Below are 15,587 nucleotides of genomic sequence, written 5' to 3'. Positions count from 1 at the left end.
GATACCTTCTTTTTATCTTTTAAATCCACCTTCTGAATGAATAACTTGCCCAGTAATCCACTCAGCTTCTTCACTTACTAAAAATTTAATGAGTCTAGCTGTATCCTTTGGCTCACCAATTCTGCCGAAAGGAAACATCGGCTTTAACCCTTGTTTTATCTCTTCAGTCATCCATCCTGTATCGGTTGGTCCTGGATTAATTGCATTCACTGTTATGCCTAAATGAGCTACCTCTGCTGACAACGTACTAGTAAGAGCATCAATAGCTCCCTTCGTTGTCGCATAAGCTAGTTCTCCTGCCATAGGACCTTGAAATTGCCCCGAAGTAATATTAACAATTCTACCACCAGATTTCTTATCAAATCCCCGGGCAAATTGACTACTTAACAATGTAGTCGCACGGATATTTACCATGTAATGCTTATCTAATTCTTCAGCAGTCAACGTAGAGAAATCATTATTCGTAGAGTACGCTGCATTATTAATTAATATATAAGGGTACCCTAATTGTTCAGTAACTTTATTTATAAGCTCTTTCGGTGCATCATTCCGACTTAAATCTAACTCCATGCTCGATACTCTAACACCGCTTTGCAATAGCTCTTCTTTTAATTGTATTTGTTCATTTTTATCAACGCCCCAAGGCATCTCTTTATCGTAAGCTGTCCAATAGGTAAAAAATATATCGTATCCTGCTTCAGCTAATTCTTTACAAATCGCTGCCCCAATACCATCTAGACCACTTACCCCTGTAACAACTGCTACTTTATTTTTTAATTGATTCATCATATACTCCTCCAAGTTTAAAGGGCGCATACTTTATATAAGAGATATAAAATTTCCCACAAAAAAAGACAGATACATAAAATAGGCATCTATCCTTACAAAAGGGATGTACAAGCCAAATATGCAGTCCTTGAATGATTTACAGATAGCTAAATAAACCCTCACTTATGAGAGAAAAATTCATCTATCTAATTTCTAATCATTACAATTTCATCCACATATTAAGTCTTTGTCCCCTTTACATATATCTCTATTCTTAGTTTACCAAAACAGATAAAATGTTACAAAAAATAAAACAATTACTCACAACCTATCCTTGTTCACATTCTCTTCATTGTGAATCTTTTCACATTGAATATATAATAAACTTGTAAATACAATATTGGAGGGATTTCAATGATTATCAATTTTTTAAGAACTGATAAACGTGCTACTTTCATATTATTACTTTTACGTCTTTACATAGGATATACATGGCTCGCTGCTGGGATAGGCAAAGTCTTCGGACAATCTTTTGACGCAAGTGGTTTTCTAAAGGGTGCTATTGCTCAAGCATCAGGTGACCACCCTGCAGTACAAAGTTGGTGGGCAGATTTTCTTCAACATTTTGTCCTTCCAAACGCAGACCTATTTAGCTTTTTAGTTCAATGGGGAGAAATTTTAGTAGGTCTAGGTTTAATTTTAGGCGGATTAACAAAAACAGCTGCATTTTTCGGAATCATAATGAATCTTTCATTTTTATTAAGTGGAACTGTTAGTGTAAACCCAAACCTGCTTATTTTGACTATGTTCATTTTAGTTGCAGGGCAGAACGCTGGACGTATTGGATTAGATGGCTATGTTTTACCTAAACTTTTCCGTAAAAACAACCACGGAACATATAAATTAAGTAAAACTGCGTAGTAACAGTTTACTTTTAAAATATAAATAAGAAAAAGAGCCTGAGTATAGGCTCTTTTTCTTATTTATCCTAATTTAAACTTTTAACGAGCCACGAAAACCTCTGGCAGCATAGTAAGAGTCTGCTCCATTGTGGTACACGAAAACATGTCCGAAGCGATAATCGCAAAATAGAGCACCACCGAGTTCTCGAATATCTGAAGGTGTTTGCACCCAGCTTGATGATTTCATGTCGAAATCCCCAAGTTTTTGCAATTCCCGATATTGTTCTTCAGTTAATAGTTCAATGCCCATAGCATTTGCAACATCAATAACGTTATTTTCTGGTTTATGTTTTTTTCTTGATTCTAACGCTTCAAGATCATAACAAAGACTCCTGCGGCCTTTAGGACTCTCCTTTGAACAATCATAGAAAGTATATTCGTCCTTTTCTTCATCATAACCAACAATATCCGGCTCACCGCCAGTTACTTCCATTTCGTTAAGTGACCACAATTTTTCATTATTAGTAGTCAGCTTCGCTTCAACTTTAGCCCATTCAAGACCTTCATGACGGTTCATGTTTTCCTCAAAACGAGCTTGTAATACTTTCAATAGCTCTTCACGTTTTTCTACTAGTAAGTCATTTTTATTTCCTGTCATATTAGTCCTCCCTGATGTGTGTACTGATAGTAGTTTAAGTATATATTTTATAATAAATCATCTCAATATGAAGAGCATTTCAACCTTATGTCTTGTACAAACATCCATTATAAAGTCCTAAAACCCTCCATACTCTCTCCAAGAATATAGTGTGAAAACCACATCAAGTTCTGCTTCATAATAGCCACATGAACTCCTGGTTGGTCAGAACTATATGCCATTCCTTTAAATATAATTAATTCTGTATCAACTTCCATATCCATTAATCCTTGATATAGATCATATGCATTTGTAATTGGAATTCTTGCATCCTTTTCCCCATGTTGAATTAAGGTAGGCGTACAAGCTGATTTAATATACGTCATAGGTGATGTCTTCGTATATATATCTGGATCATTCCATGGAGTATTTCCCAAATACATTCTAATAAAGTAAGGTATATCTGTATTTACATAATGGGTACTCCAGTTAGTTATTCCACCGCCAACTGAAATAGCTTTAAACCTGCTACTAAATGTAGAACAGAAAGCTGATACATATCCACCGTTGCTCCATCCCATAACTCCTACTCTATCTTTATCTACTATCCCTTGATCAACTAGTTTATCCACTCCTGATATAACATCGTCGTAGTCAGCAATCCCCTGTTTTCTATAGTTAGCTTTTAAAAATTCATTACCATAACCTGAACTTCCTCTGTAATTTGGTTCTAAAACGATAAAGCCTTTTTCAACAAACTGTTCAATTGGATATTTCTCATTGAAGCAGTCTGAAAATATCGGAAAAGATGCCCAAGCCGGACCGCCATGAATTACTACTAATAAAGGATATTTTTTATTAGTGTCAAACTCTACTGGCGTTGATAAAACACCTTCTATTTCAAGACCATCACTACTTTTCCATGAGATGATTTCCCTGTTACTTTTAAGTTTCCCTTTGAAAAAGCTATTTTCATCCGTTATTTTTTTATCGTCTAAATAGATTTCAAAGGTTTCATTTATTATAGCCTTATTATAGGATATATGTTCTCCATCCTTTGTTATAGAAGCATCCATTATAAAGCCATCTACTTTTTCGCTTAATGCTTCCACAGTGCCATCTTCAGCTAGCAAACCAATAAGATAATTTGTTTTATTCTGCCATCTAATTAAAATTCCTTTAGCTGTCCACTGTAGTGGCATAACTGTACTATCAAAATCTGTTAAAGGTTGAATTACCTCTCCGGTATTCATATCATATATCTCTAACGTACAATCTTGTATATGGTTTCTATAGTAATCCCTCCCTCTTATGCTTGCTGTGTAACATATTTTACTGCCGTCAGGAGAAAAGCAGACGCTACCGCCCAACAACTTATCCACATTCAGCTTTTGGAGCTCTCCAGCTTTAGTATGGAGTATGTATAAATCTCCATTTATATAATCCGCCATATTTGAGCTTGGTGTCGCCATAAACACAATCTTCTTCCCATCATTTGAAATATCAAATTCATGGATATGAAAATCCTTACCATCAGTTAATTGATAAACAACTCTGTTCTCGTGTTCATCTGTATCACTTTGTATTACCTTTTCTATTTCAATGTAATATAAACAATTATTCTGGTGTTCCTTACCTATATGTTGAAAATCTCCATATAGGTCCTTACGTTTCTTTATCTCCTCACATTCTTTTAACTGCGTAACATAATAAAGACCCTTGCCAGTAGGATCCCATTTGAATGTACTAATTCCTTCCTTCTCATCAGTAATTTGAACCTCGCTATAACCACCTAGTGACTTAACAAATATCTGATTTTCCCCATCACCAACTGGACTAAGATATGCGATACACCTAGCATCTGGAGACCATAATGGGTGTGTACTATCTATATCCCCATTTGATAATTGGGAACTCTGCTTCTTATCTTTTTCATATATCCATACATGATTTCTATAAGTATTGTCTTTCCAATCAGCCGTCTTCTTAACAAATGCTACGTTTTTACCATCATCACTTATGTTTGTACTTAATAAGGTTGGTAATGAAATAATCTCTTCTATACTTAGATATGTTTTTTCATTCACTTTCATCAATATACCCCCTTGAAATGTCCATAAATCCCTCGTCTCTTTTTGTCGTAATAAAGGAGATTTTTCACAGATACTTAAAATAATAACGGAAAATTCAGATAAATAAAAGTAAAACATTAATCTATAGGTTTCTATCCACTTACCAATTCTAGATGTTCTTTTTCGGCACAAAAACACCCCTTTAGATAAAATATCTAAAGGGGTGTAAATTTGTAAATTTATTTTAAAGCTATAACTATATTTATTAACCTACCAATCTCCTACTCAACAGTAACAGATTTAGCTAAGTTACGTGGCTTATCAACATCACACTCGCGGTGAAGTGCTGCGTAGTATGAGATAAGTTGTAATGGAATAACTGCTACTAGCGGTGCTAGTGCTTCGTGTACAGCTGGTAATACGAAGCTGTCACCTTCCATTTCTAAGCCTTTCATTGAGATGATACATGGGTTAGCACCGCGTGCTACTACTTCTTTCACGTTACCGCGAATTCCAAGGTTTACGTGCTCTTGTGTAGCAAGTGCGATAACTGGTGTACCATTTTCGATTAAAGCGATTGTACCGTGTTTTAACTCTCCTCCAGCGAATCCTTCTGCTTGGATGTAAGAGATTTCTTTTAGTTTTAACGCACCTTCTAATCCTACGTAGAAGTCTACGCTACGTCCGATGAAGAAACAGTTACGCGTTGTTGCTAAAAATTGTTTTGCTAATGCGTCCATTTCTTCTTTTTGATCACAAAGTTCTATCATTGCATTTGCTACAAGTCCTAGTTCGTGTGTTAAATCGAAATCAAGAACTTCACCTTTTGCTTTAGCAATATCAGCTGCTAAAATTGAAAGTACTGCAAGCTGTGCTGTATAAGCTTTCGTTGATGCAACTGCAATTTCTGGTCCAGCGTATAATGGAAGTGTATAATCAGCTTCACGAGAAAGAGTAGAACCAGGCACGTTTGTAATTGTTAATGCTTTATGACCCATTTCATTTGTTTGTACAAGTACTGCACGGCTATCAGCTGTTTCACCACTTTGTGAAATGTAAATGAAGAATGGTCTTTCTGTTAATAATGGCATGTTGTAAGAGAATTCACTTGCTACATGTACTTCAACTGGCATTTTTGCAAACTTCTCGATAAATTGTTTTCCAACAAGACCTGCATGATAACTCGTTCCACATGCAATGATGTAAATACGATCGCTATCTAAAATCGCATTGCGGATGTCTTGATTTAATTCAATTTCGCCATTTTCATCTTGATACTTTTGAATTATATTACGGATTACAAGTGGTTGCTCATCGATTTCTTTAAGCATGAAGTGAGGATATGTTCCCTTTTCAATATCACTTGCGTCTAATTCCGCTGTAAAAGGTGCACGTTCAATCGTTTCACCTTGTAAGTTTTTAATTGTAATACTTTCTTTCGTTACGATTACGATTTCTTTATCCATTAACTCAATAAATTGATCTGTAACTTGTAACATCGCCATAGCGTCGCTTGCCACAACATTAAAGTTGTCACCAACACCTACTAATAGCGGGCTTTTGTTTTTAGCAACATAAATCATGTTTGGATTTTCAGCATCAAGTAATCCGATTGCATAAGAGCCATGTAAAAGAGATAGCGTATTACGGAACGCTTCTTCTACACTTAATCCTGTGCTCACTTGTTGTTCCATAAGCTGTACGATAATCTCTGTATCTGTTTCACTTACGAACGTTACATCTTGTAAATATTCCTTTTTCACTAATTCATAGTTTTCAATTACACCGTTATGAACTAGTGTAAAGCGTTTTGATGTACTTTGATGCGGATGCGCGTTTACTTTACTTGGAACACCGTGTGTAGCCCAGCGTGTGTGTCCGATACCTACGCTTGCTGCTGCGTTCTCATCTACGATTTCACGAAGTTTTGCGATACGGCCTTTTTCTTTGTATACAACAACACCGTTCTCTGCTTGTACTGCAATACCTGCTGAATCATATCCACGATATTCTAGCTTTTCTAAACCTTTTAATAAAATTTCCTTTGCATCTTGCTCTCCAATAAATCCTACGATTCCACACATGTTTAGTCGCCGTTACAAATGCTTACACTGCTCTGCGAACATGTAACGACATAGTCCGATACCATTTTTATTTATACTAAAAAACGGATTACATATTGCTAGCCCTGTAAGCTTGTAACGGCTTTCACCTTCCTCTCGATTGGGTTTAAGTCCGTATATACTTATACAGCTAGTTTTCATCCGTTCCTCTTCTCTCATCACACTTTCACCTTTGTCCACTAAGTCACCTTAATGATTTAAGTAAAAGTTTGCGGTTGTGATGAACAACCGGGAGTCATCCGCCGAAATCTCGATAAACCCCACCTCGTCAACTACACTATTTGTAGTTCTGGCGCTTTTATAATTTACAATATTTCCTTTGAGAAAAAGAACAAGACCATCTTATAACAAACATGGATAAACCGTCAATGAAATTTTTTTCATCGTCTATAAAACATATGAAAAAGGAGCACTTTTTGTGCTCCTTTTTCATATAAATTCAGCTAATTATTCAGCGCCAACTTCGGCTTTCACAACTTCTACAATGCGATGTACATATGCATCACAAACTTCTTGTGTTGGTGCTTCTGCCATTACACGAATAAGTGGCTCTGTTCCAGATGGACGAACAAGAATACGGCCATCACCGTTCATTTCTTCCTCTACAACACGAATAATTTCTTTAATTTTTTCATTTTCTAATGCTAATTTTTTATCTGTTACACGAACGTTTACTAGCAATTGTGGGAATTTCGTCATTTCTCCTGCAAGCTCAGATAATGGTTTTTTCGTCATTTTCATGATGTTTACAAGTTGAAGTGCACTTAACATTCCGTCACCAGTTGTAATGTAATCAAGTAAGATAATATGGCCTGATTGTTCTCCACCTAAGTTGTAACCACCGCGTTTCATCTCTTCCATTACGTAGCGGTCACCGACTGCTGTTTTATCACTTGTAATATTATTTGCTTCAAGTGCTTTGTAGAAACCTAAGTTACTCATAACAGTTGAAACAACTGTATTATGTTTTAATTGACCAGTTTCTTTCATGTATTTCGCACAAATAAACATAATTTGATCACCGTCAACGATGTTTCCTTTTTCGTCTACAGCAATTAAACGGTCGCCATCGCCATCAAAAGCAAGTCCGATGTCAGCACCTTTTTCTTTTACTAATTCAGCTAATACTTCTGGATGTGTAGATCCTACACCTTCGTTAATATTCATACCGTTCGGTGAAGTCCCCATTGTTGAAATATCAGCTTCTAAATCTGCAAATAAGTATGGAGCTAAAGAAGATGTGGCACCATGTGCACAATCTAAAGCAATATGTAGGCCAGAGAAGTCTTCTTCAACAGTTTGTTTAATGTATTGTAAATATTTTTGTCCACCTTCAAAGTAATCGCTCACTTGTCCAAGGTTAGTACCTGTTGGACGTGGTAGTTCATCAACTTCTTTGTCTAATAAAGCTTCAATTTCAGCTTCTTGCTCATCTGTTAATTTAAAGCCGTCTGAACCAAAGAATTTAATACCGTTATCTTGTACTGGATTATGAGATGCAGAAATCATAACACCCGCTTGTGCGTCTAGTGCTTTTGTTAAATAAGCAACACCCGGTGTAGAAATAACGCCAAGGCGCATTACTTCTGCTCCAGTTGATAATAGACCTGCTACTAAAGCTCCTTCTAACATATGGCCAGATACACGTGTATCACGACCGATAATTACTTTTGGACGATCTGTATCTTTTGTTAATACATAACCACCAAAACGCCCAATTTTGAAAGCTAATTCAGGTGTTAACTCCTTATTTGCAACTCCGCGTACTCCATCTGTACCAAAATATTTACCCATTATGATTCGCTCCTTTTTCTTGCTCTTTTTGATTATGGTTATCTACTGTTGGTTCTTGACTAGTTTCTTTATCTTTATCTTGATTTTGGTTTTGATTATTTTCCTGTTCCGTTTCCTTTTCTGGATCGGGTTCAGGATTTTTTGGCTTCTGATTTTGATTTTCTTGATTGGTGTTTGAATCCGGTTGTTGACCGTTACCCTGTACTTCTTTATCTGGTTTTTCTTTTTTTACAATAGTAACTTTAGCACTTTTTTGTTTTGGCTCTATTGAAATATTACCAGGACCACTCACTTGAATAGAAATATCTTTCGTCCCTGAAGATACATTTTGCAGATTAATTACCGCTGTTATTTGGGCAGCTGTTATTTTATCTACTATACTTGCTTCTCCTGAAATATCAACACTTATCTTTTCATCTTGCGGCGAAATTAGCTGAGCCGTAACATCTTTAGAAAGTCCATTTTTTTGGATTGGGATACCATCAATCGTTTTTGTTTTCGTTTGCTTTGTTTTTTGTACTCCCACCGAAACCTTCACTTGATTCGGTTTTGCACTTGTTACACCCTTGGGTAATAAAACAGAGGCATCGAATGTTGTAGACTCTGTCAATTGACTAAAATCTACTTCGACCCCCTCTAGCGATTGTATATTATCCAAAATATCTTTTGGACCAGCTATCGTTACTTCTCTCGGCTCGACACTGATATTTGTAACTGCCAATCCTTCTGCTAAATTCCCCTTCTTCGTATACGTTACAGGAACAGTTTTTTCAGTATTATTGGCTGTAGTTTGCGTTGCCACATTCAACGTTACACTAATCTTAGATGGACTTGTTCTTACATTTAAACGTTTTCCTTCTTTATTGTATAATGTAACTTCGGGCGTTTTTGTAACAGTTTTATTAACACCTTTTAAATCAACATACGCTTTGGCAGATGAAATGCTTTCAATTTCTTCTTTCGTCCCAACTACCTCAACAGTATCCGGTTTAAGGCTTGATTTTTCGAGAGTAGCCCCCGCTGGCATCTGATCCTCATTTGATAATTTCAAATCTACATGAACATATTTTCTCGCCTTTTCATGAAGAGTAACTTTAATTGTTGATGGCTGAACTGTTCCTTTCACATCATCTGGAAGCCCGTTCGTTTTTAAAGAAATCTCATAAGTTCCTTTTGGACTATCTCGCAAATCAATTGGTATGTCAAATTGTTTTTTTGCTTTTGCTGTAGCAACTGATGCTTTTGGGCCTTCTAACTTCACCTTAACGCCCTCTGCTGGAATACCACTTACAATATATTTCTCCTCATCATACTTAAGGTTAATCGCATAATTAGTTAATGTTTCTTTCGTATCATTTGCAAAAGGTAATATACCTGATGTCGTATTTTTTTCAGTTAACGTCGCTGACATAAAAAGCATACACGCCAATAGTAATGAGATCCCTTTTAAAAACCAATGATTCTCCATTAACTTATCCATGACGCTTTCTCCTCCAATTCCATAAAGACGAAGAAGTCGTTTTTTCGTTCCCACTAAATTCAGCTAATAACATATCCTTCAGCTGTTCTGTCTTCAAATCACGATGCAACTTACCATTTTTCGTTAAAGAAATTTGACCAGTTTCTTCAGACACAACTACTGTAATACTATCAGTAACTTCACTAACTCCCATTGCAGCACGATGTCTAGTTCCTAATTCTTTAGAAATAAACGGACTTTCTGATAATGGAAGATAGCATGCTGCTGCTTTAATTGTACTTCCTTGCATAATTACCGCTCCGTCATGAAGAGGTGTATTTGGAATGAAAATATTAATAAGTAATTCCGATGATACGTTTGCATTCAGCGGAATACCCGTTTCCACATAATCACCCATACCGGTCTCTTTTGACAAAGTAATTAATGCACCAATTCTACGTTTCCCCATATATTCGGTTGCTTTTGCTATCGCTGTTGCAACCATTTCAGGTTCATCATCCTCATGCGTTCCAACACGCGAAAATAAACTCCCGCGCCCTAGCTGCTCAAGTGCTCTTCGCAATTCTGGCTGAAAGATAATAATAACGGCTAAAAATCCCCACGTTAATACTTGTTCAGTTAGCCAAGATAGCGTATGCAATTCAAGGAAAATACTAATCATCTTAACGACAATGATAACTGTAATCCCTTTTAAAAGTTGAACAGCTTTCGTCCCTCGGATTATAAGAATTAGCTTATATATAATAAACCATACAATGGCAATATCTAATGCCGTACTAAGATATTTCAAAATGGTCGTATCTTCAAAAGGCATGCTATCCCTTCCTCCTACTTACGAGCAATTCTATCCATATATTGAAATATTGTTTTATGCTCTATCTGTATGTATTTCCAACAACTAGTTAATTATACCATACATGAAATAAACGACAATTACAAACAACCCCCTTTAGCTCAAATTGGTAAGATGTCAAACATTTTTATCTTACAGTATAATATAAATCATTATTATACGCCTATTTTCAAATAAAAAAAGCAACTTCTCAGTTGCTTTTCTTACATTTATTTTAGTTTTTCACCGAATAAAGAACCCATTAAAGCAACTGCTGTTGTTGCCGTTCTATTTCTCTCATCTAAAATCGTATTTACCTCAACAAATTCAGCAGATGTGATAATATCAGCTTCCGCTAACATTTCCATCGCCAAGTGGCTTTCACGATAAGATAGACCACCAATTACAGGCGTTCCAACACCTGGTGCATCATGAGGATCAAGACCATCTAAATCTAATGATAAGTGTACACCATCAGTATGAGATAAATATGCGATTGTTTCTTCCATAACAGCCGTCATCCCCATACGATCAATTTCATGCATCGAGAACACTTTAATACCTTCATTGCGAATGAAGTCTTTTTCTCCTTCATCTAATGCACGCGCACCGATAATTACAACATTCTCTTTTTTCACCTTTGGATATGCTCCGTATAAATCTACAAGTGAAGAATGTCCATAACCTAAACTTGCAGCAAGTGACATACCGTGAATATTTCCAGATGGTGAAGTTTCCTCTGTATTTAAATCACCGTGTGCATCATACCAAATAACACCTAAGTTTTTATAATGTTTGGCTACACCAGCTAATGTACCGATAGCAATACTATGGTCACCACCTAATACAAGTGGAAAACGACCTTCTTCTATAATATGATCCACCTTACTTGCTAATTCATTACATACAGTTGCAACTTGTCTAAGGTTTCTTAATTTTGTATTTTCATCTACCTCTTTTTCTCTCTCTATACATATATCTCCCATATCTTTAACGTCATATCCAATTTCTTCAATTCTTTCAATTACCCCTGCATAACGGATCGCGCTCGGTCCCATATCAACTCCACGACGCATCTGTCCTAAATCCATTGGAACTCCAATAACTGAAATTTCTTTTTTCATAGATAGTATCCCCCTTTTATGCCTTCACTAAATATTTTAAATCTTTTATATAGTCTGACTCAACTCGACATTTTTTTGTATGGATATACAATTTATTCACTTATATTCACGTTGAAAATCAAATTTCAAGACTATTCTATGTATAAAGTTAACTTAATGAAACAATCGCAATCACTATTATCAAATAATAATAATAAAACACTCCTACATTTAGAAGTGTTTTTCTGACGCTATTTTCCATACTGCTGCAATATTCTTCGTTGTCATTTCAATATTTTCTTCTGCTACTCTATATGCTTCTTCTAGTGTCATCGGTCTCGTTGTAATACTAAATACCGCATCTATTCCTTTCTCGTAAACAGCTGGATAATCAGATGATACAGACCCTCCAATAGCAATTACAGGCACAGAAAAACGTTTCGCACGCCCCGCAACACCAACAGGAGCCTTCCCATATGCAGTTTGTTCATCTATTCTACCTTCACCAGTTATAATGAGATCTGCATCTTCTATATGTTTATCGAAATTTGTATAATTCAATACAATTTCAATGCCCCTTCGCAAGTCTCCCTTTAACACTGAAATAACAGCTGCTCCCATTCCTCCCGCTGCCCCTGCACCAGGTATTTCAGATACATCAAAAGATACATATCGTTTAAGGATATTCGCGTAATGTTTTAAATTCTCATCTAGCTCTTTCATCATCTCTACATTCGCACCCTTTTGTCTCCCAAATACGAAAGATGCTCCCTGCATTCCGACTAATGGATTATCCACATCACAGGCCGCTTCTATCTTTACTCCCTTTAAGCGTGGGTCCAGTTGTGAAAAATCAATAGCAACAATTGAATGTAATGTGCCTCCAGATGGATTTATTACTTCATCCTTGTCATTTATAAATCTTACTCCTAAAGCTGCTAACATACCTGCCCCACCATCATTTGTAGCACTTCCTCCAAGTCCTAAAATTATGTACTTCACTCCTTGATCTAGCGCATGTAATATAAGTTCTCCTGTTCCTTTTGTCGTTGTAATAAGTGGATTGCGCTTTTCAACTGGAACGTGCTGTAATCCTGATGCTGCTGCCATTTCAATAAACGCTGTCTTTTTATCTTTAGAAATGCCATAAAAAGCTTGTACACCTTGTCTAAGCGGTCCTGTCACACTAATTGATATAATTCTCCCCCCTGTAGCATCAACAAGTGATTCAACCGTCCCTTCTCCTCCATCTCCAATTGGTATTTTTACATACTCTGCATTAGGAAAAATCGCTCTAAAACCTTTTTCAATAGCTCCACATACTTCTATAGCTTTTAGGCTTTCTTTATATGAATCAGATGCAATAACAACTTTCACAATTATCCCCCCATCCCTTATTTTTACGTTTTCTTCATTTTAAACGATAAATATAAAAGTTGTCTTTTTAAACACAAAAAAGCTTACATCGTATGATGTAAGCTTTTTCTATTTAGATGGAGCCTAGCGGGATCGAACCGCTGACCTCCTGCGTGCAAGGCAGGCGCTCTCCCAGCTGAGCTAAGGCCCCTTAGTAATAAAGCGGAAGACGGGATTCGAACCCGCGACCCCAACCTTGGCAAGGTTGTATTCTACCACTGAACTACTTCCGCGAAAATGGTGAGCCATGAAGGATTCGAACCTTCGACCCTCTGATTAAAAGTCAGATGCTCTACCAACTGAGCTAATGGCTCGTAAATGGCTGGGCTAGCTGGATTCGAACCAGCGCATGACGGAGTCAAAGTCCGTTGCCTTACCGCTTGGCTATAGCCCATTAATATTTACTAGTATGGTTATCTTCTCAAAAAAATAAACCCTTTCAGGTTATTTTAAAGAAAATGGTGGAGGGGGGCAGATTCGAACTGCCGAACCCGAAGGAGCGGATTTACAGTCCGCCGCGTTTAGCCACTTCGCTACCCCTCCGACATTTAAACATATATGGTGGAGGATGACGGGATCGAACCGCCGACCCCCTGCTTGTAAGGCAGGTGCTCTCCCAGCTGAGCTAATCCTCCAAAAGTGGTGACCCGTACGGGATTCGAACCCGTGTTACCGCCGTGAAAGGGCGGTGTCTTAACCACTTGACCAACGGGCCAAAAATTTAAAAACTTTTCCAAGCTTCCAACCGGGCTTGAACCGGTGACCTCTTCCTTACCATGGAAGTACTCTACCAGCTGAGCTATGGAAGCATAATGGCTCCGCAGGTAGGAATCGAACCTACGACCGATCGGTTAACAGCCGATAGCTCTACCGCTGAGCTACTGCGGAATAATACAAGCCTGGCAACGTCCTACTCTCACAGGGACAAGGTCCCAACTACCATCGGCGCTAGAGAGCTTAACTTCCGTGTTCGGTATGGGAACGGGTGTGACCTCTCTGCCATCATTACCAGACTTTTATCATTATACACATTCTTTTCAGAATGTCAAAAGGAATTTTAAATATATATTCCTTCAAAACTAGATAACATTGCTACATATTATATGGTTAAGTCCTCGATCTATTAGTATTCGTCAGCTCCACATGTCACCATGCTTCCACCTCGAACCTATCAACCTGATCATCTTTCAGGGATCTTACTAGCTTACGCTATGGGAAATCTCATCTTGAGGGGGGCTTCATGCTTAGATGCTTTCAGCACTTATCCCTTCCGCACATAGCTACCCAGCTATGCCCTTGGCAGAACAACTGGTACACCAGCGGTGCGTCCATCCCGGTCCTCTCGTACTAAGGACAGCTCCTCTCAAATTTCCTACGCCCACGACGGATAGGGACCGAACTGTCTCACGACGTTCTGAACCCAGCTCGCGTACCGCTTTAATGGGCGAACAGCCCAACCCTTGGGACCGACTACAGCCCCAGGATGCGATGAGCCGACATCGAGGTGCCAAACCTCCCCGTCGATGTGGACTCTTGGGGGAGATAAGCCTGTTATCCCCGGGGTAGCTTTTATCCGTTGAGCGATGGCCCTTCCATGCGGAACCACCGGATCACTAAGCCCGACTTTCGTCCCTGCTCGACTTGTAGGTCTCGCAGTCAAGCTCCCTTATGCCTTTGCACTCTACGAATGATTTCCAACCATTCTGAGGGAACCTTTGGGCGCCTCCGTTACACTTTAGGAGGCGACCGCCCCAGTCAAACTGCCCACCTGACACTGTCTCCCGGGTCGATAAGACCCGTAGGTTAGAATTTCAATACAGTCAGGGCGGTATCCCACCAGCGCCTCCACCGAAGCTAGCGCTCCGGTTTCAATGGCTCCCGCCTATCCTGTACAAACTGTACCAAAATTCAATATCAGGCTACAGTAAAGCTCCACGGGGTCTTTCCGTCCTGTCGCGGGTAACCTGCATCTTCACAGGTACTATAATTTCACCGAGTCTCTGGTTGAGACAGTGCCCAAATCGTTACACCTTTCGTGCGGGTCGGAACTTACCCGACAAGGAATTTCGCTACCTTAGGACCGTTATAGTTACGGCCGCCGTTTACTGGGGCTTCAGTTCAGAGCTTCGCTTACGCTAACCCCTCTCCTTAACCTTCCAGCACCGGGCAGGTGTCACCCCCTATACTTCGCCTTACGGCTTCGCAGAGAGCTGTGTTTTTGCTAAACAGTCGCTTGGGCCTATTCACTGCGGCTTTCCGTTAAGAAAGCACCCCTTCTCCCGAAGTTACGGGGTCATTTTGCCGAGTTCCTTAACCAGAGTTCTCTCGCACACCTTAGGATTCTCTCCTCGCCTACCTGTGTCGGTTTGCGGTACAGGCACCTTTTATCTCGCTAGAAGCTTTTCTTGGCAGCGGGGAATCAAAGACTTCGCTCCATAAGGAGCTTCCCCATCACAGCTC

General features: G+C 38.5%; 11 protein-coding genes, 9 tRNA genes and 2 rRNA genes (1 of these 22 cut by a window edge). 1 reads left to right on the top strand and 21 read right to left on the bottom strand.

The window, feature by feature from the left end; translation table 11 throughout:
* Positions 1 to 12: 12 nt before the first annotated feature.
* Entirely contained in the window at positions 13 to 789 is a 777-nt protein-coding gene (locus tag JFU02_RS20135; protein ID WP_201071516.1) for an SDR family oxidoreductase, read from the bottom strand.
* A 393-nt stretch (positions 790 to 1,182) separates the two neighbouring features.
* On the opposite strand from JFU02_RS20135, the gene JFU02_RS20130 reads away from it, so the two are divergent.
* Positions 1,183 to 1,689: a DoxX family membrane protein gene (locus JFU02_RS20130; protein WP_061666749.1), complete on the top strand. Its 507-nt coding sequence runs from the start codon at positions 1,183 to 1,185 to the stop codon at positions 1,687 to 1,689.
* Positions 1,690 to 1,761: 72 nt separating this feature from the next.
* On the opposite strand, the gene JFU02_RS20125 is transcribed toward JFU02_RS20130, so the two are convergent.
* The 20 genes from JFU02_RS20125 to JFU02_RS20030 all read right to left on the bottom strand — a co-directional run.
* A complete protein-coding gene (locus tag JFU02_RS20125) occupies positions 1,762 to 2,328 on the bottom strand; it encodes a DUF4256 domain-containing protein (RefSeq protein ID WP_201071513.1) in 567 nt (188 codons plus the stop codon).
* 107 nt (positions 2,329 to 2,435) lie between these two features.
* On the bottom strand, positions 2,436 to 4,400 hold the full coding sequence (locus JFU02_RS20120) for a S9 family peptidase (protein WP_141551114.1): 1,965 nt from the start codon (positions 4,398 to 4,400) through the stop codon (positions 2,436 to 2,438).
* A 260-nt stretch (positions 4,401 to 4,660) separates the two neighbouring features.
* Complete coding sequence (glmS, locus tag JFU02_RS20115; RefSeq protein WP_098838684.1) at positions 4,661 to 6,463, bottom strand: glutamine--fructose-6-phosphate transaminase (isomerizing); 1,803 nt, start codon at positions 6,461 to 6,463, stop codon at positions 4,661 to 4,663.
* 12 nt (positions 6,464 to 6,475) lie between these two features.
* Positions 6,476 to 6,661 (bottom strand): hypothetical protein, encoded by a 186-nt coding sequence (locus JFU02_RS20110; RefSeq protein WP_001206405.1) that lies wholly within the window; start codon positions 6,659 to 6,661, stop codon positions 6,476 to 6,478.
* Positions 6,662 to 6,949: 288 nt separating this feature from the next.
* Entirely contained in the window at positions 6,950 to 8,296 is a 1,347-nt protein-coding gene (gene glmM / locus JFU02_RS20105) for a phosphoglucosamine mutase (protein WP_000521479.1), read from the bottom strand.
* Positions 8,289 to 9,776, bottom strand: a complete 1,488-nt coding sequence (locus JFU02_RS20100) for a CdaR family protein (protein ID WP_097960136.1) — start codon at positions 9,774 to 9,776, stop codon at positions 8,289 to 8,291. The genes glmM and JFU02_RS20100 overlap by 8 nt, the downstream gene beginning before the upstream one ends.
* Entirely contained in the window at positions 9,769 to 10,590 is an 822-nt protein-coding gene (gene cdaA / locus JFU02_RS20095) for a diadenylate cyclase CdaA (protein WP_001115695.1), read from the bottom strand. The genes JFU02_RS20100 and cdaA overlap by 8 nt, the downstream gene beginning before the upstream one ends.
* A gap of 248 nt (positions 10,591 to 10,838) precedes the next feature.
* Positions 10,839 to 11,732, bottom strand: a complete 894-nt coding sequence (gene rocF / locus JFU02_RS20090; protein ID WP_097960135.1) for an arginase — start codon at positions 11,730 to 11,732, stop codon at positions 10,839 to 10,841.
* 210 nt (positions 11,733 to 11,942) lie between these two features.
* A complete protein-coding gene (locus JFU02_RS20085) occupies positions 11,943 to 13,088 on the bottom strand; it encodes a glycerate kinase (protein ID WP_000869580.1) in 1,146 nt (381 codons plus the stop codon).
* A gap of 117 nt (positions 13,089 to 13,205) precedes the next feature.
* Positions 13,206 to 13,278, bottom strand: a tRNA-Ala gene (locus JFU02_RS20080).
* 10 nt (positions 13,279 to 13,288) lie between these two features.
* Positions 13,289 to 13,360 (bottom strand) — tRNA-Gly (locus JFU02_RS20075).
* A gap of 5 nt (positions 13,361 to 13,365) precedes the next feature.
* A tRNA-Lys gene (locus JFU02_RS20070) sits at positions 13,366 to 13,441 on the bottom strand.
* A gap of 5 nt (positions 13,442 to 13,446) precedes the next feature.
* Positions 13,447 to 13,521 (bottom strand) — tRNA-Gln (locus tag JFU02_RS20065).
* A gap of 65 nt (positions 13,522 to 13,586) precedes the next feature.
* Positions 13,587 to 13,670, bottom strand: a tRNA-Tyr gene (locus tag JFU02_RS20060).
* A gap of 16 nt (positions 13,671 to 13,686) precedes the next feature.
* Positions 13,687 to 13,762, bottom strand: a tRNA-Val gene (locus tag JFU02_RS20055).
* Between the two features lie 5 nt (positions 13,763 to 13,767).
* Positions 13,768 to 13,842, bottom strand: a tRNA-Glu gene (locus tag JFU02_RS20050).
* A gap of 21 nt (positions 13,843 to 13,863) precedes the next feature.
* Positions 13,864 to 13,936: transfer RNA gene (locus JFU02_RS20045), tRNA-Thr, on the bottom strand.
* A 4-nt stretch (positions 13,937 to 13,940) separates the two neighbouring features.
* Positions 13,941 to 14,015, bottom strand: a tRNA-Asn gene (locus tag JFU02_RS20040).
* 9 nt (positions 14,016 to 14,024) lie between these two features.
* Positions 14,025 to 14,140 (bottom strand): 5S ribosomal RNA (gene rrf / locus JFU02_RS20035).
* A 90-nt stretch (positions 14,141 to 14,230) separates the two neighbouring features.
* Positions 14,231 to 15,587: ribosomal RNA gene (locus tag JFU02_RS20030) — 23S ribosomal RNA — on the bottom strand (it continues 1,565 nt past the right edge of the window).

The organism is Bacillus sp. TH13 (assembly GCF_016651175.1).
GTDB lineage: Bacteria > Bacillota > Bacilli > Bacillales > Bacillaceae_G > Bacillus_A > Bacillus_A thuringiensis_S.
The sequence above is the reverse complement of the archived record's forward strand: the minus strand, read 5'-3'. Positions and strand labels throughout refer to the sequence as shown.